Origin of the sequence: Peptostreptococcus porci, from assembly GCF_009695815.1 — a bacterium.
Classification (GTDB): Bacteria; Bacillota; Clostridia; order Peptostreptococcales; family Peptostreptococcaceae; genus Peptostreptococcus; species Peptostreptococcus porci.
Genome location: NZ_VUNE01000002.1, coordinates 44,163 through 69,965, shown reverse-complemented (window position 1 = coordinate 69,965; position 25,803 = coordinate 44,163). Strand labels below are relative to the sequence as shown.

Below are 25,803 nucleotides of genomic sequence, written 5' to 3'. Positions count from 1 at the left end.
TATGGAGAAAAAATATGAGTCAATACGAAAATTTTGCGTATATATACGATGATTTGATGGATGATGTAGACTATGAAATGTGGGTAAACCATATTGAAAAAATTATTAAAAAAAGCGGATCGAGTGTGAAAAATATTCTTGAACTAGCTTGTGGGACAGGAAATATCACTATTCCACTGGCAAGGAAAGGCTATGACATAGCAGGTGTGGATATATCGTACTCGATGTTAGATGTTGCACTGTCAAAATCAGAGGAAATGGGAATACCCTTAGTTCTCTTAGAACAAGATATAGTGGAATTAGATTTCGATTTGTACGATTTAGATTGTGTGCTATGTGCCTGTGATGGATTTAATTACATCACTGAAATAGATGATTTGAAAAAAGTATTTGCAAAAGTGTACGAATTATTGAAAAAAGAAGGTGTATTTATTTTTGATATCAGCTCATATTACAAAATAAAGAGTATTTTAGGTAATAATTTCATGGGAGAGTCTAGGGAAAACTTGTCATATATGTGGACAAACTACTTTGACGAAGAAACAAATCTGATAGACATGGAATTAGATTTCTTTGTAAAGGTCGAAGTTGAAGATGATGAGGAAGATAATCTATACGAAAGATATAGAGAAGTTCATCATCAAAGAGCATATGAGGAAAGTGAATTGGTAACATTGTTAAAAGAAGTTGGATTTAGAGATGTAGAAGTTTTTGGCGATTTCGATCTGGAAAAATCCAAAGAAAATTCTCAGCGATTGTTCTTTATGTCAAAGAAATGATAGTAAGATATTAATAAATATAAATAAAATAGTAGTATGTATTTTTACTAAAGTATATTAGGAGAAGATAGATGAAAGATTATTGTATAAGAGTAACAACGGGAAATAAAGAGGCAAGAGCTTTTTTCTGCACGACTAGAAATATGGTAGAAAAGGCAAGAGCTTACCACAATACGACAAAAGTCGCCACAGCTGCATTGGGTAGAACCTTGACTGCAACTTCTATGATGGGATTGATGATGAAAAATAGCACAGACAAGGTTACAGTTATCATTAAAGGTGGAGGACCGATAGGAACAATATTAACGACATCAAACGCTTTTGGAATTACAAAGGGGTATGTTACTAACCCAAATGTAGAGGTCGAAAATTATGAAAATGGAAAATTAAATGTAGCCAAAGCGGTAGGAAATGAGGGGACGATAAAAGTAATAAAAGATTTGGGGCTAAAGGAACCATATAATGGCGAATATGATGTTGTGAGTGGGGAAATAGCACAGGATTTTACATATTACTTCACTGTATCTGAGCAAACTCCATCGGCAGTTGCATTGGGTGTTTTGACGAAATCAGATGAGGTTGAGCAGGCAGGTGGATTTATAGTACAGATGATGCCAGATGCGACTGACGAAACAATTTCTCAGATAGAAAAAAATATTTCTAAGCTAGAATCAATTACGACAATGCTTGATAAAGGTATGACACCAGAGGATATCATGAATGTAGTATTGGAGGGATTGAATCCAATAATTTTAGATAAAACCGAAGTTGGTTTCGAGTGTGATTGCTCGAAGGAAAGAGTTTCAAAGGCATTAGTCGCAATTGGTAAAAATGAATTAAAGACGATAATTGAGGAAGATAAAGGTGCAGAGGTAGGCTGTCAATTTTGCAATACAAAATATAAATTTAGTGAAGAGGAATTGACAAATCTGCTAAATGAACTTTAAAAATAGGAGAAAGTATGAGATTAGATAAGCTACTTGGAAATATGGGGTATGGTACGAGAAGTGAAATAAAAAAATATTGTAAACAAGGTCTGGTTTTTGTGAATGATAAAGAGGTTAAAAAATCTGATGTGCATGTAAATCCAGAGCAAGATAGAATAGTTTTCAATGACATAGAAGTGGTCTACAGGGAGTTTATATATCTGATGATGAATAAGCCAAGTGGAGTAGTATCTGCAACCTTTGACAAGTATGATGATACTGTAATAGACTTAATAGATTTGGAGTACCAGATTCTCGAACCATTTCCAGTTGGTAGACTGGATAAAGATACTGAAGGACTTTTGGTGCTTACGAATGATGGACAATTGGCACATAGGATACTCTCACCGAAGAAGCACGTTCCTAAAAAATACTATGTTGAAGTTGATGGAGAAATAACGGAACAAGATGTCGAAAAATTTAAAGAGGGGTTGGACATTGGAGAAGAAAAGCTGACAAAACCTGCAGTGTTAGAGCCAAACGGAGATACTGCATTTGTGACAATTACAGAAGGGAAATTTCATCAGATAAAGAGGATGTTTGAGCAAGTAGGAAAAAAAGTGACTTACTTGAAAAGAGTAAAAATGGGTAATTTGGAATTAGATGAAGATTTGGAGCTTGGCGAATACAGAGAGCTAACAAAAGAAGAAATAGAAAAGCTAGAAGAAATAAGATGAAAATCTTCGTTAAAGAAATAGAAAAGTCAAAAAAATAAATTGAAAATTTTAGTTAAGGAAATAGAAAAGTCACAAGAAAAATTAAACAATTTTTGAGTAATATATCGAAAAATTTATAAGTAAGGATAATATATGAAGAGAAAAGATATAATAGAATTTGAAGTAGGAAAGATGGAATTTGGCGGTGTGACCCGTTCACAATTTGATGGAAAAAGAATAAAGATGAAGGGTGGGATTACTGGTCAAAAAGTTAGAGCAGTAGTAAAAAAATCTAGATCAGATAGTGCCGAAGTCAAAATGCTAGAGCTTATCGAGCCATCGAGTCTTGAAACGGCAGAGACTTGTAGGCATTTTAGACAATGTGGTGGATGTAGCATACTGTCACTTGAATACGAGCAGCAGCTAAGACTTAAAGAAAAACAGGTGCTTGCATTATTTGAAGAGAAGAATATAACTGGTTTCCAGTATTTGGGAATAGAATCAAGTCCAAATGTTTTTGGATATAGAAACAAGATGGAATTTACATTTGGTGATGAGTTTAAAGATGGACCATTATCACTTGGGATGCACAAAGTGGGTAGATTTATTGATATTGTAACAGTTGATGATTGTAGGCTTGTAGATTCTGATTTTGTATCTATAATGGCAAGCACCAGAGATTTTTTTGATGTGAGAAAAATACCTTACTATAGAGGGTTCAATCATCAAGGATATTTGAGACACCTTGTTGTGAGGAAAGGTGAAAATACTGGTGAGCTGATGATAAATATAGTTACATCATCGCAGTTAGATTTCGATATGGAAGAATATAAAAATATGCTACTAGATTTAGATTTAAAAGGTAATATTGTAAGCATATTACACACTATAAACGATGGACTTGCAGATGCTGTTCAGTGTGATAGGCTAAATGTATTGTTTGGACAAGACTATTATACTGAAAAAATTCTAGGGCTGAGTTTTAAAGTATCACCTTTTTCTTTTTTCCAGACAAATACAAAAGGTGCTGAAAAATTGTATGAAATAGCTAGAAATTTTGCTGGAGATACTGGTGACGGAAAAGTTGTATTTGACTTGTATAGTGGAACAGGAACAATTGGTCAGATGATGTCCAAAACTGCAAAAAAGGTGTATGGAATCGAAATAGTAGAAGAAGCCGTACAAGCAGCAAATGAAAATACAAAACTCAATAATATTGAAAACTGTAGCTTTATTGCAGGAGATGTATCGAAAATAGTAAGTGAGCTGCCAGAAAAACCAGATTTGATAATTGTGGATCCTCCTAGAGCAGGTATTTTGGGTAATGGAGTAAAGGATATATCAGATTTTGGAGCTAAGGAGATTGTGTATGTGAGCTGCAATCCAAGATCATTAGTTGATAATTTGGTGGAGTTTGAGAGCAGAGGATATAAGGTTGAGAAGATGAAGCTTATGGATTTATTTCCGTCAACACCACACTGTGAGACTATAATTCTTTTGTCAAAAACAAAGGCTTAAAAATGGGAAGATAAAGCTGATAAAGTAAATCAATTATTTTTAGCAACTTGTATTAGAAAAAGCTTAAGTCATAAATATAGTTGGGGAGTGATTTATGCAGATAGTAAAATAAATGCCACAAAAAAAGTGATAAGTAAAGACTGAAAATATGATTTTAGGAATCAGAGATAGCAGAAATGTTATCTCTTTTTCATTAAGGACGAATTGGTAGATATTCTCTTACAAATACTCTTTAATAATCTATTATAAAAGCGTAAATGTAAAGAAGGTGATAGAATGGATACTTTAGAAAATTCTTTTTAGAGAGTAATATTATTACGAATAAACAGGCAGAAGAGATAGGCATCAAAAGGCATATCTTGCTATAAAAGATAAGTTCAGAAAGTTTGAAAGGTAAAATAAGAAACATTGCAAATTCTAAAAATCTCAGATCGCAGGAAGTTAGGTAGTTATTTAGACAACTAGCCTAAAAGTTTAAGGTTTTTTCTTTAAAAACTTAAAAACCCCCAGTAACTGCAATTACTGGGGGTTTTGGTGATATACCTAACGTTATACACCTAATCACTATTTAGCTAATATTATTATAACACAAATTTCATTAAACATATAAAATTATTCTTTAAAAAGTTCAACAAAATCAGTTTTAGAAATTACAAAATAACTTACTCCAGAAGGTAACAACTCTCCTGTTTTCTTATAATTATCATTTTTCAGTTCACCATTTTGCATATCAATATCAGATCCAGTTCAATTCCATCCAAAACAATATTTAAATCATATATATGTAGAATGCTATCTTGTTTATTTAAAAAAATCCCTTATCCTAAACCAAAAAGATTTACTCTTAATTTTAGAATCCTCGAGTAAAAGCACCTGATTATTTTGATTTATCTGTAATAACTTACTTATCTGAGAATCTTTTTCGGCAAGCTGCAATTTTAAAACATCTATTTCCTCTTTCAATACAGTAATGATATCATTTTTACTTTTTAACAAAATATCATCATCAATAGAATTATTTTTCATAACTGTTTCAAACTTTTCCAATACTATATTAAAGTATTTACCAATACTTTCAATATTATCTTTGTGTGCAACATAAGAATCTGATTTTAAATCTTTTGTAAATAAAAGTTTAAAGTTTTCATCAGAACGTAACTTGTAATATATCTTACTCTTTGTTATACCTAACTTCTTACTTATTTCTAAAATTGAAAAATAATCCATAATTTTATACTCCTTTTAAAATATTAATATAATAATACACTTAAAAATAAGTATATAACTTAATTATGGCTATTTTAATTTTAAAATACAAGTATACATTTATAACAATCAATATAATATACAACCAATATAATATCTAGAGTTATATAAAAAAAATCAGAAAATATATGTAATTTCATATTGACATGATAATTATTTTTTGTTATTTTAAAATCAAGATTAATAAAAATTGTAAAAAAGGAGAAAAAAATGAAAAAATAATACCATTAATACTGGCACTTATAATTGGATTTCAAACAGTAATTGTATCTGAAGCGTTCTATAGCGATGACAAACAATATGTAAATATGGAAAAAATTATCTCATTGAAAATACAATAAATAAACACAATTTCAATGAAATACAGCCAAAATCTGCACCAAAATATATTTCAAAAAAAGCTATTAAATGGATTATTAAAAACACAACAACAATTACTAATATTGTAGGAAAAAATTTTGGACGAAAAGCAGCTGTAAAAGTTGGTAATGTAATATATGATATAAAACCAGCATTAAGAGCACTTGAAAAATTTGATAAAATTACATATGGTAGATTAAATAGCGCCATATTAAAAGCTACAGGTTCAAAAACTATTACATATTGGATAATGATAGCTATAGAAATCGTTGCACCTATTTAATTTAGAAACGGAGTAATAGCATGGATTTAAATAATAATGATATAGAAAAGTTAAATTCTGATCTAGAATTAAGTTGTATAACAAATCTATTATTAGAAATAATTAAAAAAAATCATGAAGATATGATTTACGATATAAATTTTATTTTCTTAGATAAAGCATTAGATATTAAAACATATGAAAAAATTTTCGTTGAACTATTAGGAGGATATCAAAAAGAATTTATATCAAAAGGTATAATACCTAATATAGAAGATATCCATGAAAAACTAATAAAAATAATTTCAATTAATGACAATTTTTTAGAAGGAATATCCTATTTAAATAAAGATAAATATAATTTAGATTTCACTAAAAAATTTCTAACAAAAATTGAAGAAAAAAATAAAGAATTTACATTCTTGACTAAACTTAAATAAAATAAAAGATATCATCGGAAAATTATTGTATTATTTTTTATATCAAAAAAATAATACAATAATTAATGTTATATCGTTTTTAATAAATAATATAACAAATATAGTAAATTACTTTTTGCCAAAGGTTTAATTCTATATAAATATACATTATTCATATATTATACAACTCTAAAAAATAAAAAATCATTCTTTAAAAAGTTCTATAAAATCCTTTTTCGATAAAACAAAATAACTTACTCCTGATGGAACTAACTCCTTAAATTTTTCGTATTCAGGGCCTGCAATTAATCTAGTATAATTAGCTTTATGTACAGCTTTTTCTTTCATCTTTTCCATAATAGAAGATAAAACATCATCAGAATAATACTGTTTTTCGTATACAACTTTTTCTAAATTAACTGATTTAAAAAAAGCCTTTTTCTTATAACTATCATTATTAATTTTGCCAGTCTGTAAATCGATATTTGCAAGTTCATATTGCTTAGCAAAATACTTAGAGACATATAAAGCAACATTGGTTCTTGGAACAAGTTCACCATCTTTTGTTTTCATATTTTCTCTAATCAATCGTATATCAATAAAACCGTATCCCCAAATTTTTTCAAAAACACTCTTTTTAATATATGGAAAATCAAAAAACACAATATGATAATGAACACGATTTTTTTTAGTTCTCTCGTTAACAGCAAGATACTTCAATTCAAAAGCAGAATCTAACTTCTCTAAGTGATATTTAAGCCTTTTGATAAACTTATTAAACTCAATGTTAGCATATTCAATATCTTCAATATGTTCTCTAAAAGTTAGTGTTACGAAAGAACAATCTCCATTAAGATTAATATCTATTAATCTTCTAAGCTCGTGACGCTGTTTCTGATAATATAATTTTCTTCTCTTAAGCTTAATCACTTTTTCGGCTAAAGTACAATTCTCAAAATTGCCGATATCATTAATCAATGGATACTCCACTCTAATCACTTCATCACCATCAAATGACAAATATCCCACTCCAATTTCTGACCTTGATATTTTCTCAACTCCATCAGTTGAACCGAAAATTTGAACTAATGAAATTGAATCCATATTACCTACAGTAAATAATGCACTACAATTAACCTTAATATCACTACTAATCGTATCTACATTTACTTTCTGAGTAGCCAAAATGACAAATATGCCTAATTGTCGACCCAACATTACAATCCTTAATAGCTTGTCTTCAAAATCCTTCCTAGCGTCTTTCAGCCCTATTTTAAGCGATTTCAACTCATCAATAATTAATACTATAGGATTCAATTTCAAATCTCTGTAGTCAAATTCTACACCATTCAAATTACGAGGATTGCTAATATTCAATTTCGATAGCAAGTCTGAACGTTTCAAAATTTCACCTTCAAGATATCTTAATACTTTAAATATATCAGAATTAATTGTATTTGAATTAGAATAACAATTAATTTTATTATTAATATGATTCAGTGTACCTAGTTTAGTATTTTTAGGGTCAAAAATATATAACTCAGTATTCTGAATTAACAAACAATGTATTATATGGTAAATTAAATACGTTTTACCTTTACCAGTACCGCCAGCAATTAATGCATGAGATGTAGTATTTAAATTCCATGATACTTTTGAATTTAATGGAATTATAAGATTCATACTAGATACATCAAAATCATCCATTTCTGAATAATCAATTCGTTCCGTTTTTAATCCCGAAAATACATAAGTAACAATTCCATCTGATGCATAAATATCTTCAAATTCAAATTCAATAAATATATTGCTTAATTCTATTCTGAAGTCGTCTAAGGAAGGACTATACCTCACTCCCTCACTATCCATTACAATAGATAGTGTATCAATATCAAATTTAATATAAATCAAAGGTGATACAATCCTTGTCACATCATCACTAATTTTAATTTCTTTAAAAATATTATTTTCTTCAACAAAAAATAATAATCTATTAATTAAATCAAGTTGTGTAATGCCCTGAAATTTTTTAAATCCGGCAATAAAGAAACCAAATTTAACATACGTAAACCCTTAATATCTTAATTTATAATAGACTCTTGACCTATAATTATAATACTTAATTAACAATAGTATCACCCTCAATTCTACCTATATTTATAATTACAAAACTTAATAAAAAATCAATTTATTTTTTTCTTATTCTCGACTTTAAAAAGTCTGCGATACAAAAAATAATATTGATTTTTTATTTTTTTCGCTTTCCTTCATAACCACCGAAGGGGCTTATCTAAATTGATACTAAAAAAAGCCCTTCGATGCACCATAAACCTTTTATGCAGGCAATGCCGCCTGCAGGGCAACCTCGAGGGCTTATCTATACTAATTTGTTTTGTTGGTTAGTGTAAAATAAGTATGGAGTTTTTGAAATAAAAAAATAGAGATTACATCCTAATATGTTAAAATACAGTTAACCAAAAAAAATAAACAAAGGAGTAATCTCTATGGAAACTATTATACAACAATATTGCTTAGAATTGGTAAAAAATATAGAAAAAATATTAATATTTGATGAAGAACAGGATTTGTCATCAGTTTGTCCTAAAATTCTGGAAGAGTGCAAGAAGACATCTAAAGAATTTATATAAAAGCTGCATTAGTTGATAAAGCGACAGAATATTCATATGAGAAAAATAAAGCTCTAGTTGGAGTCGATTGTATTAGTAGACAAAGCGTAAGAAATGCGATATTAAAAAGCAAAATAGAGAATATATCAATTTGCAAAAATAGGGAACGAAAGGCTGTTAAAGAGCTACATATATTTGCAGATGAAGATCATGTGCACATTCAGAAGCCTAATAAAGAAATAGGATGAAAAAACTCCATAAAAAGTTGACACTATCGAAAGATGATGCATACTTGCAAATGCCAATACAATGTTGTATAATTATCTCAATGAAAGAGGTGATTTTATGGCTAAGACAGCGAATTTATATGTACGTATTGAACCGGAATTAAAGGAACAAGCAGAGCAAATATTAAATGCTTTAGGACTACCACCATCAAGTGCTATTACTATGTTTTATAAGCAAGTGGTTATGCAACAGGGACTTCCTTTTGATGCGAGATTGAATTATAGAAAACCGATTGATATATCTTCCATAACGAAGGATGAACTTAATATGGAGTTGGAAAAAGGATACCAAGATGCCCTTGAAGGAAGAACCAAACCGATAAATGAAGTGTTTGAATCTTTGGATAAGGAATTTGGTATATGAATTATTTAGTTACTATTACTCGAGAAGCAGAAGAGGACTTAAGGGGGATTTATGCCTATATTACTTTTATCCTATTGTCTCCTCAAAATGCAAAAGGTCAGATAGATAGAATTCAAAAGGTTATACACAGTCTTGATGAATTCCCTATGAGACATCGTTTAATGGATAGTGAACCATGGAAAAGCAGGGGGCTACATCTTGTACCATGTGATAATTTTTTGATTTTTTATTTGGTTAAAGAAGAAAAAGCAGAAGTTATTATTTCAAGGATTCTATATAGAAAAAGAAATCTGGAAGAAGAATTAAAGTCGGGCAGTTACCATGATAAAGAATAGACCTGAATTTTGTACAGAAAAATTATTAATTATGCAAGTTTACCGCTGACCAATATGCGGTATAGAAATGGTTGGGTTGAAAGTTTAGACCTGCCTAACTGAATATTAAACTGTTTTTAAGGGGCTGACTCATAAGAGCCCTAAATAAAATACACGCCCACATTATCCTTGCATGGAAATGAATGTGTAGCGTGTATTTTTATTTGTGCTCTCTTTATGAGTTTTGTATAGGTTAACTTGGCTCTATCGAGCCATATTTTTATTAAATTATGTGCCATTGCAATCAATCCAAATTCAATTTTTACCTTTTCATTTAAGGGGAAATGAAATGGTAAAAACCTAATATTTTTTTTGTTTGATTGAAGAGGATTAAAATTAGAGGAAAGATGATGTATACTTGCAAATGCCAATACAATGTTGTATAATTATCTCAAATAAAGAGGTGATTTTATGGCTAAGACAGCGAATTTATATGCACGTATTGAACCGGCATTGAAGGAACAAGCAGAGCAAAAATTAAATGCTTTAGGACTACCACCATCAAGTGCTATTACTATGTTTTATAAGCAAGTGGTTATGCAACAGGGACTTCCTTTTGATGTGAGATTGAATTATAGAAAACCGCTTGATATATCTTCCATGACGAAGGATGAACTTAATATGGAATTGGAAAAATATAGAAAAAATATAAGTCGTAGCATTTTGACTTGATTAGGTTAAATAGAATTTTTTTGTCGTATGTGATTAAGTACTTGTATTAAACCACACAAAATGGTATAATATCAAATATATTGTTTTTTTATGTGAGGCGATTAATGGCTCACATTTTTTCATGCGAATGAAAATTTTACAACTGAATATGGAGGTGTGATGATGAAAAAAACTATTGCACAAAAAGTTGAGGAATTGATTTTACCAGTGGTTGAAAATCATGGTTTTGAACTTGTTGACGTTGAATATGTCAAAGAGGCTGGAGTCTATTTCTTGAGAGTAGTAATGGATAGTGAAAAAGGTGTAGGACTTGATGAATGCGAGATGATAAGCAAAGAAATTAGTCCGGTATTGGATGAAAAAGATTTTATTGAAGAAAATTATTTCTTAGAAGTAAGCTCTCCCGGTATTGATAGAGTATTGAAAAGAGATAAGGAATTCTCTAAATATTCCGGAAGACAGGTCGAAGTGAAACTATATAAAAATGATGAAGATTTAAAAACAAAGCAATTTGAGGCTACCTTAAAGGGATTAAATGAAGCTGGGAATGTAGTTCTGATTTATGACGATAATGAAAAGATACTTACAAGAAAAGAGATAGCTCAAATTCGTCTTGCAGTTGAATTTTAATAATGGAGGAAATGAAGTAAAATGAATACAGAATTTATACAAGCTCTTGGAGAACTTGTAAAAGAGAAAGGAATAGACAGAGATGTTCTATTAGAAACTATTGAGCAAGCTTTGACTTCTGCATATAAGAAAAACTTTGGCTCTGCACAGAATGTAAGAGTTGATATGAACAAGGAAACAGGCGATATCAAGGTTTATTCACAGAGAACTGTAGTTGATGAATCAGATTTATATGATACTTTTTTGGAAATTGAATTAGATGAAGCTAGAAAAGTAAATCCGAATTATGAAATAGGAGATGTTTTAGAGTTTGAAGTAACTCCAAAGGATTTTGGTAGAATTGCGGCTCAAACAGCGAAGCAAATCGTAGTTCAAAAAATCAGAGAATCTGAGAGAGAAATGACATACAACGAATTTGTTGAGAAGCAGGATGAATTAGTTACAGGAGAGATATCTAGAGTGACTGTTCGTGATGGCAAGAAGATAGTGTATGTTCAAATTGGAAAAGGCGAAGGAATTTTACTACACAGCGAACAGATTCCAGGGGAAGAATATAAAATTGGCAAAACAATGAAGTTCTATGTCGTTGAGGTAAATAAGACAAACAAGAATCCTCAGATAATAATTTCAAGAGCTCATTTTGGACTTGTAAAGAGATTGTTTGAAATGGAAGTTCCAGAAATTCAAGATGGTATTGTGCAAATAAAGTCTATGTCAAGAGAGGCTGGATCAAGAACTAAGATGGCAGTTAGATCTGTTGACAGCAAGATAGATCCAATTGGGGCATGTGTAGGGACTCAAGGATCTAGAGTTAGAAATATAGTAAACGAGCTTGGTGACGAAAAGATAGACATAGTGAAATATAGTGATGATATGGCTGAATTTATCGAGGCTTCATTGAGTCCTTCAAAAGTCACAAAGGTATTTGTAAACAATAAAGATAAATCTGCTGTTGTTATAGTGCCAGACTTCCAGTTGTCGCTTGCAATAGGTAAAGAAGGTCAAAATGCAAGATTGGCAGCTAGACTTACAAACTGGAAGATTGATATTAAGCCAGAATCAGATTTTAGTGAGGAAGACGAAAGATTGCTTCTTGAAAAGCTAGAGATAGATAATTTGGCAGCAGAAAATGCAGCTGATGATATTGAAGAAGATTTGCTTGAAGGTGAATTTTCAGATGAAGAGATTGATTTTGAAGCTGATGATTCTCTAAATAATGATTTTGTTGAAGATGAATCAGATGAAGAAATGTACATTGAAGATTTAACTGATGAAAAAGCTGAGACTGAAAATATCTAATTTTGGGAGGTGTTTTTATGCAGAAACAGAGAAAAATTCCTCAGAGAAAGTGTATTGCCTGTCAAGAGCGTGGAGATAAAAAGGGATTGATTAGAGTTGTCAAAAATAAAGACAATGAAATATTTTTGGATCCAAGTGGAAAAGCAAATGGTAGAGGTGCTTATGTATGTGCTACAAAGGAATGCCTTTCTAAAGCTATCAAGACAAAAGCATTTAATAGAAGTTTTAAAATGGATGTAGAAGACGACGTTTATTCACATTTGTTGGATGAATTAGAAAAAATTGATTCTACTAATGATTAGTGAGTTGTTATATGGATAAGAAAAAGATATATTCATGGTTGGGTCTATGTATGAGATCTGGCAATTTGGTGTCAGGTGACGACACTACGTTGAGAAGTGTAAAGAAAAAAAGTGTGTCGTTGGTGGTTATTGCCAAAGACGCATCAGATAACACAAAAAAGTTATTTATGGACAAATGCAGCTTTAGAAATATTGATTTTATAATATTTGGTGAGAAATCCGAATTGGGTAAGTCGATAGGAAAAAGCCCGAGAGCTGTAGTTGGAATAACTGATAAAAATATGGCTTTGCAGATAAAAAAATTGATTGATAATATTGAGTTATAAATATTAATTGAGATCTTTGTTTGGACATATTACAGGGCAAATTTAGGAGGTGGTATTTATGTCTAAGACAAGTATTAAACATATTGCCGAAGATTATAATTTGAGCGAAAAAGAGCTACTTAAAAAAATTGAAAACTTTGGTATTGAAATGGTGGACGATAAGCATTTAGAAGGTGAAAATCTTCAATTATTTATAGAAATGCTAAACGAAGAAATAAGAGAAGAAAAGGGAAATGTTATCGAGGTCGATAACAAAATTACTGTTCAGGATTTGGCTGAAAGTATGGGAAAATCTGCTTCAGAAGTAATTATGAAGTTGATGAAAATGGGTACGATGGCTACGATAAATCAAGAGATAAGCTTTGATATTGCATCTTTGGTTTGTGCTGAATTTGGATTTACCTTGATGAAAAATGACTCATCTGAGGTTGAAGAATTGGAAATTGAAGCATTGATGGATATAGAGGAAGATGATGAAAAAGATTTGGTTCCAAGACCTCCAGTCGTAACAGTTATGGGTCATGTTGACCATGGAAAAACTTCTCTTTTGGATGCAATAAGAGATACAGATGTTATTTCAGGTGAAGCAGGTGGTATCACTCAGCATATCGGTGCTTCTGAGGTTAAAATTAACGGTCAGAAGATAGTATTTTTAGATACTCCAGGTCATGAGGCCTTTACTTCAATGAGAGCGAGAGGTGCACAGGTTACCGATATTGCGATATTAGTTGTCGCAGCAGATGATGGGATAATGCCTCAGACTGTTGAAGCAATCAATCACGCAAAGGCGGCAAATGTACCTATTATAATAGCAATTAACAAAATTGATAAACCAGGTGCAAATCCAGATAAGGTAAAGCAAGAGTTATCTGAACATGGTCTTTTGGTTGAAGACTGGGGTGGAGATGTCATTTCTGTTGAAGTATCAGCAAAGAAAAGAATAAACATTGAAGGGTTGCTTGAAATGGTTCTTTTGGTTGCTGAAGTTGAAGAATTAAAGGCAAATCCAAACAAGAGAGCAGTTGGAACAGTTATAGAGGCAGAGCTAGACAAAGGTCGTGGACCTGTGGCGACTGTGTTGGTTCAAGGTGGAACTCTAAGAGTCGGAGATCCAATAGTTGCTGGTGTTGCTAGTGGTAAGGTAAGAGCCATGATAAACTACAAAGGCAAGAGAGTTAAACAGGCAGGTCCTTCTACAGCAGTTGAAATACTAGGTCTATCTGAGGTTCCTTTTGGTGGAGATCAATTTGTGGAGGTGCCAAATGATAAAACAGCCAGATTGATAGCAGAAAAAAGACAGGCTCTTCAAAGAGAAGAAATGTTAAAATCTTCTTCTAAAATTTCTCTTGATGCACTTTTTGCTCAGATGAGTGAAGGTAAGGTAAAGGATTTGAACATTGTTATAAAGGCAGATGTTCAAGGGTCAGTTCAAGCTGTTAAGCAGAGCTTGGAAAAACTTTCAAATGATGAAGTTCAGATTAAAGTGATACATGGTGGTGTTGGTGCTATTACAGAATCAGACGTTCTGTTGGCCTCAGCTTCTAATGCTATCATAATTGGTTTCAACGTTAGACCGGTTTCTGGATCTGAACAGGTAGCCGAAAAAGAATCTGTTGATATAAGAACATACACTATCATATACAAAGCGATTGAAGATATCAAGGCGGCTATGAGTGGTATGTTGGATCCTGAATATGTCGATGAAGATACAGGAAAGGTTGAAATAAGAGAAACTTATAAGATTTCTGGAGTAGGTACAGTGGCAGGTTGCTATGTTTTATCTGGAAAAATTATGAGAAATTGTAAGGTGAGAATAGTAAGAGATGGTATTATTATTCATGAAGGAGAATTGGCAGCATTGAAGAGATTCAAAGATGATGTCAAGGAAGTTGCACAGGGATTTGAATGTGGATTGAGCTTCGTAAATTATAACGATATCAAGGTTGGAGATATAGTTGAAGCATACATTGTCAAAGCTGTAGAAAGAACAATTGAATAACAGTATTATTTTGAAACTATGATATACTATTTTCAGAAAGAGGTGTAGTATGGCTTCAAATAGAATAAAAAGAATAAGCGAAGAAGTGAAAAAAGTTGTGAGTGTAATGCTTATCAATGGGATAAAAGATCCCAGAATAACTTCTATGATTAGTGTTACAGATGTTGAAGTAACAAATGATTTGAGATATGCTTTTGTATACATTAGTATTCTTGGAGGAAATAAAGAAGAATCCTTAGAAGGTTTAAACAGTGCAAGGGGATATATTAGACGTGAGGTTGGTAAAGAAATAAAGCTAAGATATGTTCCGGAGATAATCTTTAAAATTGATGATTCAATTGAGAGAGGTATGCACATGGATGAATTGATAAAGAATCTTAACAAATAAGATAAATTTAGTGTTATAATAAATAGATGGTAAGTATTTTACCATCTATTTTTTTATAAAATTTGGAGGAAAAATGACTAGAAATATAGATGAAATAAATAATGTTGTTGAGAATTTACAAAAATCAGATAATTTTATTGTGACTTCTCATGTAAGTCCAGATGGGGATAATATTGGTTCCTCTATGGCAATGTTTTACTTTTTGACAAAATTGGGAAAGAAAGTGAGATATGTTCTAGATGACGATTACCCACAAAACTTACTGTTTTTATTAAAGGAAAATAAAGAAAAATCAATTGATGTCAATGATAGTGGGCATACTGTTATTGCACTTGATTCAGGCTCATACGAAAGGATTTGTATAGATAAAAAAATATTAGAAAACGCATCAAAAATAATCTGCATTGATCACCATATTACTAATGGAGAATATAGTGAAGTAAAATATATTGATACAAAGGCATCATCAACAAGCGAGATGGTTTATAACATAATAAGTGAATATGAAAAAAAATACTCTGTATCGATATTTGATGAGCTTATATCCACATATTTATATGTAGGTCTTGTCACTGATACTGGAAACTTCCAATATTCAAATACGGAATCAAGTTCACTTACTATGGCTGCAAGGCTATTGGGTTTTGGCGCAAGAAAAGACGAGATTATTCAACAAATATTTCAAAATAATAGCTTGAGCTATTATAAAATTTTGGGTGAGGCATTGAATGGCTTAGAGGTTGTAGATGGACATATAGCGATAATATCTGTAACAAAAGCTATGATGGAAAGAAATAGTATATCATACGATGACATTGATGCAATTACACCTTATACGAGAGATATAAACGGCGTAGAATTGGGTATATTTATAAAAGAAAAATCAATGAGGGAAATCAAGGTTAGTTTTAGGTCAAAAAATTATATTGACTGTTCAAAATTGGCGTCTGAATTTGGAGGCGGTGGTCATATAAGAGCTGCTGGATGTACATTTATTGATGAAGAATTGGAAGTTGTAAAAAGCAAAATTATTGAAAAGGCGAAAGAGTATTTTAAAAATGGAAAGTAATATTAAATTTGATAGAGTTGTGAATATAAATAAACCAAAAGGCATGACATCTCATGACGTTGTATACAAAGTGAGAAAAATATTTAACACAAAAAAAGTTGGGCATACTGGGACTTTGGATCCAGATGCTACAGGAGTATTACCGATTTGTATAGGAAGAGCAACAAAGCTGAGTGATATAATTCTTAACAAAGACAAAAAATATATTTGTGAAATGACAATTGGTATTGAAACGGATACCTATGATTCTAGTGGAACAATAGTAAATGAAGCTGATACTTCAAGTATAACAGAAGAGGATGTAATAAAGGCTCTAAAAACTCAATCTGGGGTTATTGATCAATATCCTCCTATTTATTCAGCATTAAAGGTAAATGGGAAAAAAATGTGCGATATCGCTAGAAGTGGAAATACAGATTCAATTGTAATAAAGTCAAGAAAGGTTGAAATATTCGAAATTACTGTATTGGATATTCATTTACCAAGAGTGAGATTTGAGGTTCATTGTAGTAAGGGAACATATATTAGAAGTATTTGTCATGACGTTGGAAAAATTCTTGGAGTTGGTGCACATATGTCTGATTTAATTAGGACAAAAAGTGGTATTTTCAAAATAGAAGACTCTATTACGCTTGAAGAGCTGCATAAATATTTTGAAGATAAAGAGGTTTTTGATCACAGTTATTCTGTAGAGGAAACACTATCTGAATTTCCATTTTTGAAGCTGAAGGACAACGCCGTAAAATACTATTCTAATGGCGGAAAAATTGAGATGAACAGATTTATTGAATTTGATTTCGATCCCAACAGTGTGAGAGAATTTCTTTTTGATAGTTCAAAATGTCAAAATTGTGATAAAATATACAGAGTAAGAGTGTATTCGAATGAAAATGAATTTATTGGGATAGGAAAGCTTCATTTGGAAAATGATACTCTGACTGTGAAAAGTGAAAAAATTTTTAATATAGGATAATGGTGTAAATATGGTGGTATATGAGCGTATTGACGATATAAATGTGACTGACAGCACATGTATAACCATTGGAAATTTCGATGGAGTGCATAAAGGGCATCAGACCCTGATGAAAAGAGCTGTCAACTATTCAAAAAAGAATAATTTAAAGAGTGTGGTTTTCACATTTTCGAATCATCCTGTGAATTTTTTTAAGTCGGGATATGTAAAGAATATAATATCTTCAGAGGATAAGAAAAAAATTTTGGAATCACTAGGAGTAGATATTTTGGTAAATATTCCATTCAATGAGGATATGACGAAAATTAGTGCTGAGGATTATATACGACAAATTTTGGTAGAAAAACTAAATGCAAAAATGATTATTGTCGGACATGATTTTTCTTTTGCTAGAAAAAAAGAAGGAAATGCAGACGTATTGATCAATTTTAAAGAAAAATACGGATATGACGTAGAGGTTGTTACCCCAGTTATCCTGAATGGAAAGAGAGTGAGCTCTACTGATATTAGAGCGATGATTTCCAGTGGAGATGTCGTTGGAGCAAAGAAATTGCTTGGGCGATATTATGCTATTGAGGGAGAAGTTGTGAGGGCGAGGCAAATCGGTAGAACAATAGGTTTTCCAACTGCAAATATTAAGTATGATTCTGGCATGGTTTTGCCGGATAAGGGTATTTATGCAACTATTGCAAAAATAGGTGATGTTATTTATTGTGGCGCCACAAATGTGGGTACAAATCCAACCGTTAATGGCAAAAAACTGAGTATTGAAACATATATCCTAGATTTTGATGAGGATATATATGGTGAAAGCCTTAGGATTGAATTTGTAGAAAAGATAAGAGAAGAAATAAAGTTCAACTCCAAAGAAGATCTGAAGCAACAGCTTGAACAAGATGTCGACTATGTCAGAAAAAACTATATCGAGCATCTAAAGAAACACGCATTTACAGAATAAATGTATATAGGATGAACAATAAATATAGCTAGCAATTTAGAGAAGGATAAAATTAGCCTTCTCTATTTTTATGTTTTGGTGTTTGAATCATAATTGCAATGGTTATTATATTTATTGTTATTATATTTATTGTTATTATATTTATTGTTATTATATTTATTTTATAACCACGTATTTTAAAGACAGTATATATATGTTAAAATAGTTATAATGGGGTAATTTGAATGAATTGGGGGAGATAATCAGTGAAAAAGAAAATATTGATTGTAGATGACGATTTGGATATAAGAGAAAGTATAAAAATGATTATTGATTCAGAGGATTATGAAATATTTTTAGCTGGGGACGCTGAGGAAGGAACTGATATAATAGAACAAAATAAGGATATTGATATTATTATTCTTGACGTGATGATGCCAGGCAAGTCTGGTATTCAATTCTGTAGAGAAGTCAGAGAAAAATATACTATGCCAATTTTGTTTATAAGTGCAAGGACATCTGAATCAGATAAGATAATGGGGTTGTCAGCAGGTGGAGATGACTATATCGTGAAACCGTTTTCGTATACGGAGCTGCTCGCAAAAATAAAAGCAATTTTGAGAAGGCAGTATGTATATAATGGCAGTCAGCGAAGGGAATCATATCAAATTTACGAATATCATAGATATAAAGACCTGCTAGTAAACAAAGATATCAATGAGGTGTTATTAAATGAAAAAAAAGTTTGTTGCACCGAAGTTGAATACAGAATACTGCTAGTAATGATTGAAAATTCTCCAAGCTGTATGTCGGCAAACGAAATATATGAAAAAATTTGGGGCGAATTGTGCCATCAGTACACATCAAATAGCATCATGGTTCATATAAGAAATTTGAGGATTAAGCTTGGCGATACTGGAAAAAAACCGGAATACATTAAGACTACGTGGGGCAAGGGATACTATATTGGTTAGAATATATATTTTGTGGGGATAAAAATATGAAATCAAGAAGTACACTCTCTAAACAAATTAATAATATAATTTTTAAAAGTTTATATTATGCAGCTCTTATTGGGATTTTGGTATATATTCTTTTACTAGAGGTACATAATTTTAATTATGAAGCAATAGCAACGTATTATGAGGAAGAATGTGCTAATGACCTTCAAAGCTATGTCGAAAGTAAAAACGTGATATCAACAGATAATAAAAAAATTAGTGAATGGAGTCATAACAAGTCTTTCATAGAACTGATAATATTTGATGAAAATAAATTGGTATACAGTGATGGAGTTGAAAGTCAATCTACAAGGGAAAAACATAGTAAAAAAGATATTTATAAAGAGATTCAAAGCACGCCAAAAGAAATGAATATAATATCAAGCTACAATAGGTTGATCAAATTTTCTGATGGAAAGGCACTTAGGGTGTATTTCTTGACAGATTATTATTTTGAATTGAAAAATTTTACGTTAATTTTTTCGGCAGCCGTTGGCGTCATTTGTTATACGCTAATTTTTATGAAAAAATTTAAAGACGAAATTAATTATATAAATATTCTTAGTGATGAAGTAGCCTTGTTTGAAAAAAATGAATTGGACAATGATTTTACAATCAGAGGAGAGAATGAGATTACTAATCTGGCACACACCCTTAGTTCAATGAGAACTACAATTTCGGAAAAAGAAAAAAGAGAGATTGACCTTAATAAAGAGCAAGAAAAGTTGGTAACAGGTATGACTCATGATCTTAGAACACCGATGACAGGTCTATCAAACTATATTGAGGTTTTAAAGCAAAAAAATACCAATAAAGATTTATCTGATATTATCGAAAGAATATCAGATAAAGTAGCAGATATAGGAATGCTTTCAGAACAACTATTTGAATACTTTATTGTAAAAAACGATAGTGCTATGCAGGATGTTTATACAGATTTGATAGAAACATCTGTTGGAGAATATGTTTCAGAAATGTATATAGATTTGCTGAGAAGTGGTTTTAACGTTGTAATTGAAAATTTTGAATTCGGGGAACAATGTGTGAAGATCTCGCATGTTCTCTTGAACAGAATAATGTCAAACATACTATCGAATATCAATAAGTATGCTGCGAAGGATGAACCGATAGTAATTGAATCTAACTTTAACGATTGTGAGTATAGATTGTATTTTAGAAATAAAGTTTCTAATGAAGTTCTCAAGATAAAAGGAACAAAGGTTGGTGTTGAAAATATAAAAACAATGATGAAGTACATGGATGGATATTGTATTGATACAAATAGTGAGCATGGAAATAAATGTGATGATATGGTCGGTAAGGAATATTTTATAATGCTTGCATTTAAAATACAGTGTTAATAGTTAAAAAGATAGAATGCTGCACTCAAATTCTTCTTATTATAACACATTTTTGGTTGAGTAGATATTAAAAATTTTTAAGATTGCCAAACTCAAAAATTAAGAAAAATTAATAAATAATTTTTAAGAATAATGCTATAATGATAGAAAATAGAGAATAGAGAAGAAAATCTCTGTTAAGATATGGTGAAGATAGAATAGTAAATAGTGAAAATATTATTTCGAAATAATCTAATAAATCCAAATATAAAAATGCTTTGAATATGAAAAATATTATATTAATAGATAGGGGGAGATAATTGTGAAAAAAACTAGTATAGTTATGTACGCATTGTATTTCTGTTTAGTTATTAGCATTTTGCTTGTTGAATTTGATTTGAAGTCAAAACTTGAAACTACGCCTGATGTGATAATAGTTGAGAGTGTAATTAAGTATTTGAAAATAACAATATTTTTTGTGATGTCAAGTATAGGGGTGTTATCTTTAATAAGTACATTTAAGGACAAGTGGTAGTTAAATGGAAAGGTTGTATGCACAGCTTTTCTCCTTGACTTCGAATCCTTTAATTTTTAGATTGAAGATGTAAATAAGGAAAAAGAAAAGCTTCAACAGATGGAAATGGAAAAATTTTATCAAAATAGTACTTTTAACTCAAGTTTTACAAAAAGAGAGATGATTTTATGAAAAAAAATAGATTTGTAAGTAGGCTTTGGAAAAAAATACCTATAGAAATCAATAATATGAAAATGAATAACCATATAAATGAGATTTATGTGCCATATTCCTTTGAAGAATGGAACATGAAACATATTGATTCAAAAAAAGTATATATATTAAATCTTCTACTGGACGTACTAAGTTATAAAAAAGATAATGATATTAATAGGATTTCAATTGGATGGATGAATATGTCAACTATTTCAAATTCATCGATACTAATATTTAATGATAGTGCTGAGGTAGATGAGTTTTTTAAAGGTAAAACAGAAAACTATGAAATTGATAAAGATGGTTTTTATTTTTACTTAGAACCAATTTGCTATGATGATTTGCCTAACAATATAAAAAAAATAGTGAATTTGAGCAATATGACTAAAAGTAAGTATAAAATTGAGTATTACATAGGTATTTCAAATAATGTAAAAATCGAAGAGTGTAGTATGGAAGAATACTATGCGGTTTTAAAATAATGATTTAATATTTAAGCCCATTTAATTTTAGTGTTACGACTGGTGGAGGGCAGATATCATTGACACAAGGGAAAATATAAATGAATAAAAATAAATCGTATGCATAAGATGTATTGCATTACAATTGAAGCATAGTGGTGTATTTGGGAGGCAATAATTTCACTCGAAAGAGCGTCACATATTTTTGGATGAAAATTATGTACATACTCAGAAGCTTAACAAAAAAGCAGATGCATAAAATTAACTATATTGACAATTTGGACGAAAAAGCTTTCTTATTAGTGTAACATATGTGTTGACAAATAAGAAACATTGTAATAGAAACACATCTTATGTATTGAAAAATGATTTTTAATGTGGTATAATGATTGAGGTTTAAACCTAAGCTCGGCTTATGAAATCTCCAATCAAGGCTTAGCTTTAGGCGATTATAATTTAGGAGGATTTTAAAAAATGGTAAACAAAGAACAAATAATCAAAGATTTTGGAAGAAAAGAAGGAGATACTGGTTCTCCAGAAGTACAGATAGCTTTATTAACAGCTAGAATTAATGAACTAAACGAACACTTAAAGGTTCACAAGAAAGATCATCATTCAAGAAGAGGTCTTTTGAAGATGGTTGGTAGAAGAAGAAACTTACTAGGTTATTTAAAGAAAAATGATCTTGAAGGTTATAGAGCTCTAATTGCTAGATTAGGACTAAGAAAATAATAAATATTGTAGGCTGTCGATTTCGGCGGCCTATTTTTATGTACAGATTTATTTTAATAGATAGAGAATAATAATATTTTAAATCGTGTTTATTGATATTTCCTATTATGAGCTATAATTTGTTTCTAAAATAACATATTCTGATAAAATATATTTAGATGAATAAATTTGTGTTTTTAGGAGGCTATTGTGATGAAATTAATTGTTCCAGAAATGAACCCAAAGGAAAGAATGATGGCATATATGAAAGGCGAAGAAGTTGATAGATTACCTGTTTTCAACAGTGCGAGTGAGACATCGTCACCTCTATACGGAATTTCAATGAGAGATTTTTATTTTTCGGCTGATAAAATGGTAGAGGTTGAAAGTAATTTGGCTAGAGATTTTGCGGCAGATAACATGGGGATTGGCTTGGGGCTTCGATCTTTGGCTGAAGCTTTAGGATCGAAGCTGGTTTATCCAGAATATGGTATTTCTTATGTTGATGAGCCAGTACTAAAAAAATTATCAGATATTGAAAATATGAGCTATGCAAACATTGAAAAGGATGGTAGATTGCCGATAATAGTGGAGGCGTTGGGAAGACTACAGGAATTGTATGGCGATGTCAGAATCGTCGGAAGTGGTCTTGCCGGTCCTTTGACGACAGCGACAAATATTTTTGGAACTGAGAAATTTTTGAAAGCCTCTGTAAAGGATAGAGATGGAGTTCATAGATTGATGCAATTTTGCACAGATGCGGTTGTTGAATGCTCAAAGGCAATTTATGAAAAAGTTGGAGTAAAATTTAGCCTTGCAGAGCCAGTTGCATCAGGAGCATTGATTAGCAAAAAGCAATTTGATGAGTTGTTTTTCCCATACTTAAAACAAACTGTAGAAAGAATGAATAAGTTTCAGGGCGGAACATCTATCCATATATGCGGTAAAACAAACGATAGATGGCAAGGTGTTGTAGATGCTGGAATTTCAAGTATGTGGATAGACAATTGCGAGAGTATAACTGAAATCAAAAAACAGTATGGAAATGTGTTGGGAATAACTGGAAATGTGGATCCAGTGAATACACTTAGAAAAGGAAGTCCTTCAGATGTTGATGAAAATGTAAAGCAATGTATTTTGTTAGGTGCTGACAATCCCAGAGGATTTTTTATTTCACCGGGATGTACCACACCAGTTGGGACACCTAGAGAAAATTTACTGGCATTAGTGAATGCCACAACTGTTTACAGCAGGGGTGCAAAATTAGGTCAAATGCCTAAAGGTATCATGGAGCTTATGTAGGAAAATATTTTTAAAGAGTATTTAAGTATATGATAGAAATATATTTTTAGTAAGGCTAAAAGCTTATAATATAAAGACATTTTTGGTAAATATTTTGGAAAATAACTATATAAAATAACTATATAAAATAACAATATAAAATATGCAAAATACAATTCATTGTGGTATCATATAAGAAAAATAATAATATAAGATAAGATAAGAGTGAGGTATTCTATGACTGAAAGAGACAAAATGATAAGTGGCGAATTATATGATGCAACTGATTCTGAACTAGGTAAAGATAGAGAAAGAGTCAAGGAATTGTGCTTTGATTATAATATGCTAAGACCCTCAGACACTGAAAAACAGAGAAAATTATTGCATGAAATAATTGGAAAAATGGGAGAGAACATCACGATTCTTCCATCGTTTTGGTGTGATTACGGATATAATATCGAAATAGGAAATAATTTTTTTTCAAATCATAACCTAATAATTCTTGATTGTGCAAAGGTAACTTTTGGAGATAATGTATTTATTGGTCCAAACAGTGGTTTCTATACTGCGGGTCATCCATTTGATCCAGAGATTAGAAGAGTTGGGATAGAGTATGCAAAGCCGATAACTGTAGGGAATGATGTGTGGATTGGCGCAGGAGTTCATGTAATGCCGGGTGTTAGTATTGGAAATAATGTGGTAATTGGTGCTGGAAGTGTGGTTACAAAAGATATTGAAGATGATTCTGTAGCTCTTGGAAATCCGTGTAAAGTTGTAAAAAAAATTGATGGAAAGCAAGTTTTATAATGCTTGTATTTCAATTAAATGTTGATATAAATCTGTTAAAATGCTATAATACACCATGTAGACTTATGTTCCTTAATAGAAAAAAATCTATTTTTTGATTGGAGGTATTATTTTGGATATAAAATTAATATGTGACAGTTTGTCTGATATTCCTGATGAAATTCAGGCAAAGGAATACCTTGAAGTTGTTCCGCTTACCTTGATTATGGACGGTAAGGAATACAAAGATGGAGTAGATATTAGCAAAGAAGAATTCTACAAAGTTGTTATGGAAATGGAAGATATACCAAAAACTTCGCAAGCGACTTATGGACAGTTTATTGAAATATTTGAAAAAAACATAAATCAAGGCAAAAAAATATTATATATTGCTGGATCATCTACAAAATCCGGTACATATCAGAGTGCTGTTTTGGCGAAAAAAGATATTGATGGAGACGTCCATATCTTCGACACAGAGCAGTTATCTTTGGGCGCTGGACAGTATGTTATCAGAGCATGTGACATGATAGAAGAAGGACTTTCTATTGAAGAAATCGTTGAAAAATTAGACGAAATCAGGGATAGCGTAGAAATATTATTCGCTCCTGCTAGCTTCGATTTCTTGAAGAAAAGTGGGAGAGTTCCGATGGCAACTGCTTTGATAGGGTCAATGCTTAATATTAAGCCCATTTTCAAGATGAAAGACGGAGAGATAAACTTGGAGGCCAAGGTTAGAGGAATAAAAAAATTAGTGGCGAATCTCGTTGATTTGGTGATTGAGAAAAATAAGGACAACTTGAGTCAGTTGACTGTGACAATTGGTTATGGTTGCAATTTGGATGACTTTAATAAATTAAAAAAAGAAGTTGAAGAAAAATTAAATGGAAAAGTGAAAAGACTTATGGTAACCAAAGGAGGGGTATGTATTTGCTCACATACTGGTCCAGATATTGTGGCGATAAGCTTTTCAAAGTAAGAAGTAATCGAGGAGGAAACT

At 31.1% G+C, this 25,803-nt stretch carries 28 protein-coding genes; 26 read left to right on the top strand and 2 right to left on the bottom strand.

Annotated elements, in window-relative coordinates:
• Positions 1 to 14: 14 nt before the first annotated feature.
• The 4 genes from FYJ71_RS04385 (at position 15) to rlmD (ending at position 3,939) form a co-directional block, all read left to right on the top strand.
• A complete protein-coding gene (locus tag FYJ71_RS04385; RefSeq protein WP_154537610.1) occupies positions 15 to 779 on the top strand; it encodes a class I SAM-dependent DNA methyltransferase in 765 nt (254 codons plus the stop codon).
• A 71-nt stretch (positions 780 to 850) separates the two neighbouring features.
• Entirely contained in the window at positions 851 to 1,726 is an 876-nt protein-coding gene (gene hslO / locus FYJ71_RS04380) for an Hsp33 family molecular chaperone HslO (RefSeq protein ID WP_154537609.1), read from the top strand.
• A 14-nt stretch (positions 1,727 to 1,740) separates the two neighbouring features.
• Positions 1,741 to 2,442 carry a pseudouridine synthase gene (locus tag FYJ71_RS04375; protein WP_154537608.1) on the top strand — a complete coding sequence of 234 codons (702 nt, stop codon included), beginning with the start codon at positions 1,741 to 1,743 and terminating at the stop codon, positions 2,440 to 2,442.
• Between the two features lie 132 nt (positions 2,443 to 2,574).
• Positions 2,575 to 3,939, top strand: coding sequence for a 23S rRNA (uracil(1939)-C(5))-methyltransferase RlmD (rlmD, locus tag FYJ71_RS04370; protein WP_154537607.1), 1,365 nt, complete (start codon positions 2,575 to 2,577; stop codon positions 3,937 to 3,939).
• Positions 3,940 to 4,740: 801 nt separating this feature from the next.
• Here the strand turns inward: rlmD and FYJ71_RS04360 are convergent.
• Positions 4,741 to 5,166 (bottom strand): hypothetical protein, encoded by a 426-nt coding sequence (locus FYJ71_RS04360; protein WP_154537606.1) that lies wholly within the window; start codon positions 5,164 to 5,166, stop codon positions 4,741 to 4,743.
• A 702-nt stretch (positions 5,167 to 5,868) separates the two neighbouring features.
• On the opposite strand from FYJ71_RS04360, the gene FYJ71_RS04355 reads away from it, so the two are divergent.
• On the top strand, positions 5,869 to 6,267 hold the full coding sequence (locus tag FYJ71_RS04355) for a hypothetical protein (protein WP_154537605.1): 399 nt from the start codon (positions 5,869 to 5,871) through the stop codon (positions 6,265 to 6,267).
• Positions 6,268 to 6,450: 183 nt separating this feature from the next.
• Here the strand turns inward: FYJ71_RS04355 and FYJ71_RS04350 are convergent, their stop codons facing one another.
• Entirely contained in the window at positions 6,451 to 8,178 is a 1,728-nt protein-coding gene (locus FYJ71_RS04350; RefSeq protein WP_154537604.1) for a rolling circle replication-associated protein, read from the bottom strand.
• 572 nt (positions 8,179 to 8,750) lie between these two features.
• Between FYJ71_RS04350 and FYJ71_RS04345 the strand changes: the two genes are divergently transcribed.
• The 21 genes from FYJ71_RS04345 to FYJ71_RS04245 all read left to right on the top strand — a co-directional run bounded on the left by FYJ71_RS04345 (position 8,751) and on the right by FYJ71_RS04245 (position 25,782).
• Positions 8,751 to 8,894 carry a hypothetical protein gene (locus FYJ71_RS04345; protein ID WP_154537603.1) on the top strand — a complete coding sequence of 48 codons (144 nt, stop codon included), beginning with the start codon at positions 8,751 to 8,753 and terminating at the stop codon, positions 8,892 to 8,894.
• 324 nt (positions 8,895 to 9,218) lie between these two features.
• Complete coding sequence (locus FYJ71_RS04340) at positions 9,219 to 9,524, top strand: type II toxin-antitoxin system RelB/DinJ family antitoxin (protein WP_154537602.1); 306 nt, start codon at positions 9,219 to 9,221, stop codon at positions 9,522 to 9,524.
• The gene (locus tag FYJ71_RS04335) at positions 9,521 to 9,859 is read left to right on the top strand and encodes a type II toxin-antitoxin system RelE/ParE family toxin (RefSeq protein WP_154537601.1); all 339 of its coding nucleotides are present in this window, start codon (positions 9,521 to 9,523) and stop codon (positions 9,857 to 9,859) included. The genes FYJ71_RS04340 and FYJ71_RS04335 overlap by 4 nt, the downstream gene beginning before the upstream one ends.
• A gap of 450 nt (positions 9,860 to 10,309) precedes the next feature.
• Positions 10,310 to 10,570, top strand: coding sequence for a type II toxin-antitoxin system RelB/DinJ family antitoxin (locus FYJ71_RS04330; protein WP_154537600.1), 261 nt, complete (start codon positions 10,310 to 10,312; stop codon positions 10,568 to 10,570).
• Between the two features lie 162 nt (positions 10,571 to 10,732).
• Entirely contained in the window at positions 10,733 to 11,200 is a 468-nt protein-coding gene (locus tag FYJ71_RS04325; RefSeq protein ID WP_154537599.1) for a ribosome maturation factor RimP, read from the top strand.
• A 21-nt stretch (positions 11,201 to 11,221) separates the two neighbouring features.
• The gene (gene nusA / locus FYJ71_RS04320) at positions 11,222 to 12,499 is read left to right on the top strand and encodes a transcription termination factor NusA (RefSeq protein WP_154537598.1); all 1,278 of its coding nucleotides are present in this window, start codon (positions 11,222 to 11,224) and stop codon (positions 12,497 to 12,499) included.
• A gap of 17 nt (positions 12,500 to 12,516) precedes the next feature.
• Positions 12,517 to 12,801, top strand: a complete 285-nt coding sequence (gene rnpM / locus FYJ71_RS04315) for an RNase P modulator RnpM (protein ID WP_154537597.1) — start codon at positions 12,517 to 12,519, stop codon at positions 12,799 to 12,801.
• A gap of 11 nt (positions 12,802 to 12,812) precedes the next feature.
• Positions 12,813 to 13,127 carry a L7Ae/L30e/S12e/Gadd45 family ribosomal protein gene (locus tag FYJ71_RS04310; RefSeq protein ID WP_154537596.1) on the top strand — a complete coding sequence of 105 codons (315 nt, stop codon included), beginning with the start codon at positions 12,813 to 12,815 and terminating at the stop codon, positions 13,125 to 13,127.
• A gap of 58 nt (positions 13,128 to 13,185) precedes the next feature.
• Positions 13,186 to 15,126 (top strand): translation initiation factor IF-2, encoded by a 1,941-nt coding sequence (gene infB, locus FYJ71_RS04305; protein ID WP_154537595.1) that lies wholly within the window; start codon positions 13,186 to 13,188, stop codon positions 15,124 to 15,126.
• A gap of 49 nt (positions 15,127 to 15,175) precedes the next feature.
• The gene (gene rbfA / locus FYJ71_RS04300) at positions 15,176 to 15,514 is read left to right on the top strand and encodes a 30S ribosome-binding factor RbfA (RefSeq protein ID WP_091995749.1); all 339 of its coding nucleotides are present in this window, start codon (positions 15,176 to 15,178) and stop codon (positions 15,512 to 15,514) included.
• A gap of 73 nt (positions 15,515 to 15,587) precedes the next feature.
• The gene (locus FYJ71_RS04295) at positions 15,588 to 16,583 is read left to right on the top strand and encodes a DHH family phosphoesterase (RefSeq protein WP_154537594.1); all 996 of its coding nucleotides are present in this window, start codon (positions 15,588 to 15,590) and stop codon (positions 16,581 to 16,583) included.
• Positions 16,573 to 17,556, top strand: a complete 984-nt coding sequence (gene truB / locus FYJ71_RS04290) for a tRNA pseudouridine(55) synthase TruB (RefSeq protein WP_154537593.1) — start codon at positions 16,573 to 16,575, stop codon at positions 17,554 to 17,556. The genes FYJ71_RS04295 and truB overlap by 11 nt, the downstream gene beginning before the upstream one ends.
• A gap of 10 nt (positions 17,557 to 17,566) precedes the next feature.
• Complete coding sequence (locus FYJ71_RS04285; protein WP_154537592.1) at positions 17,567 to 18,514, top strand: bifunctional riboflavin kinase/FAD synthetase; 948 nt, start codon at positions 17,567 to 17,569, stop codon at positions 18,512 to 18,514.
• A gap of 245 nt (positions 18,515 to 18,759) precedes the next feature.
• A complete protein-coding gene (locus tag FYJ71_RS04280; RefSeq protein ID WP_154537591.1) occupies positions 18,760 to 19,467 on the top strand; it encodes a response regulator transcription factor in 708 nt (235 codons plus the stop codon).
• A gap of 26 nt (positions 19,468 to 19,493) precedes the next feature.
• Positions 19,494 to 20,855 carry a sensor histidine kinase gene (locus FYJ71_RS04275; RefSeq protein WP_154537590.1) on the top strand — a complete coding sequence of 454 codons (1,362 nt, stop codon included), beginning with the start codon at positions 19,494 to 19,496 and terminating at the stop codon, positions 20,853 to 20,855.
• A gap of 301 nt (positions 20,856 to 21,156) precedes the next feature.
• On the top strand, positions 21,157 to 21,369 hold the full coding sequence (locus FYJ71_RS04270) for a hypothetical protein (protein ID WP_154537589.1): 213 nt from the start codon (positions 21,157 to 21,159) through the stop codon (positions 21,367 to 21,369).
• A gap of 167 nt (positions 21,370 to 21,536) precedes the next feature.
• Complete coding sequence (locus FYJ71_RS04265) at positions 21,537 to 22,046, top strand: hypothetical protein (RefSeq protein WP_154537588.1); 510 nt, start codon at positions 21,537 to 21,539, stop codon at positions 22,044 to 22,046.
• A 453-nt stretch (positions 22,047 to 22,499) separates the two neighbouring features.
• A complete protein-coding gene (gene rpsO, locus FYJ71_RS04260) occupies positions 22,500 to 22,757 on the top strand; it encodes a 30S ribosomal protein S15 (protein ID WP_091995432.1) in 258 nt (85 codons plus the stop codon).
• Between the two features lie 192 nt (positions 22,758 to 22,949).
• Complete coding sequence (locus tag FYJ71_RS04255) at positions 22,950 to 24,038, top strand: uroporphyrinogen decarboxylase family protein (RefSeq protein WP_154537587.1); 1,089 nt, start codon at positions 22,950 to 22,952, stop codon at positions 24,036 to 24,038.
• Between the two features lie 216 nt (positions 24,039 to 24,254).
• Entirely contained in the window at positions 24,255 to 24,824 is a 570-nt protein-coding gene (locus FYJ71_RS04250) for a sugar O-acetyltransferase (RefSeq protein WP_154537586.1), read from the top strand.
• A gap of 112 nt (positions 24,825 to 24,936) precedes the next feature.
• Positions 24,937 to 25,782 (top strand): DegV family protein, encoded by an 846-nt coding sequence (locus tag FYJ71_RS04245; protein WP_154537585.1) that lies wholly within the window; start codon positions 24,937 to 24,939, stop codon positions 25,780 to 25,782.
• The last annotated feature ends 21 nt before the right edge of the window (positions 25,783 to 25,803 follow it).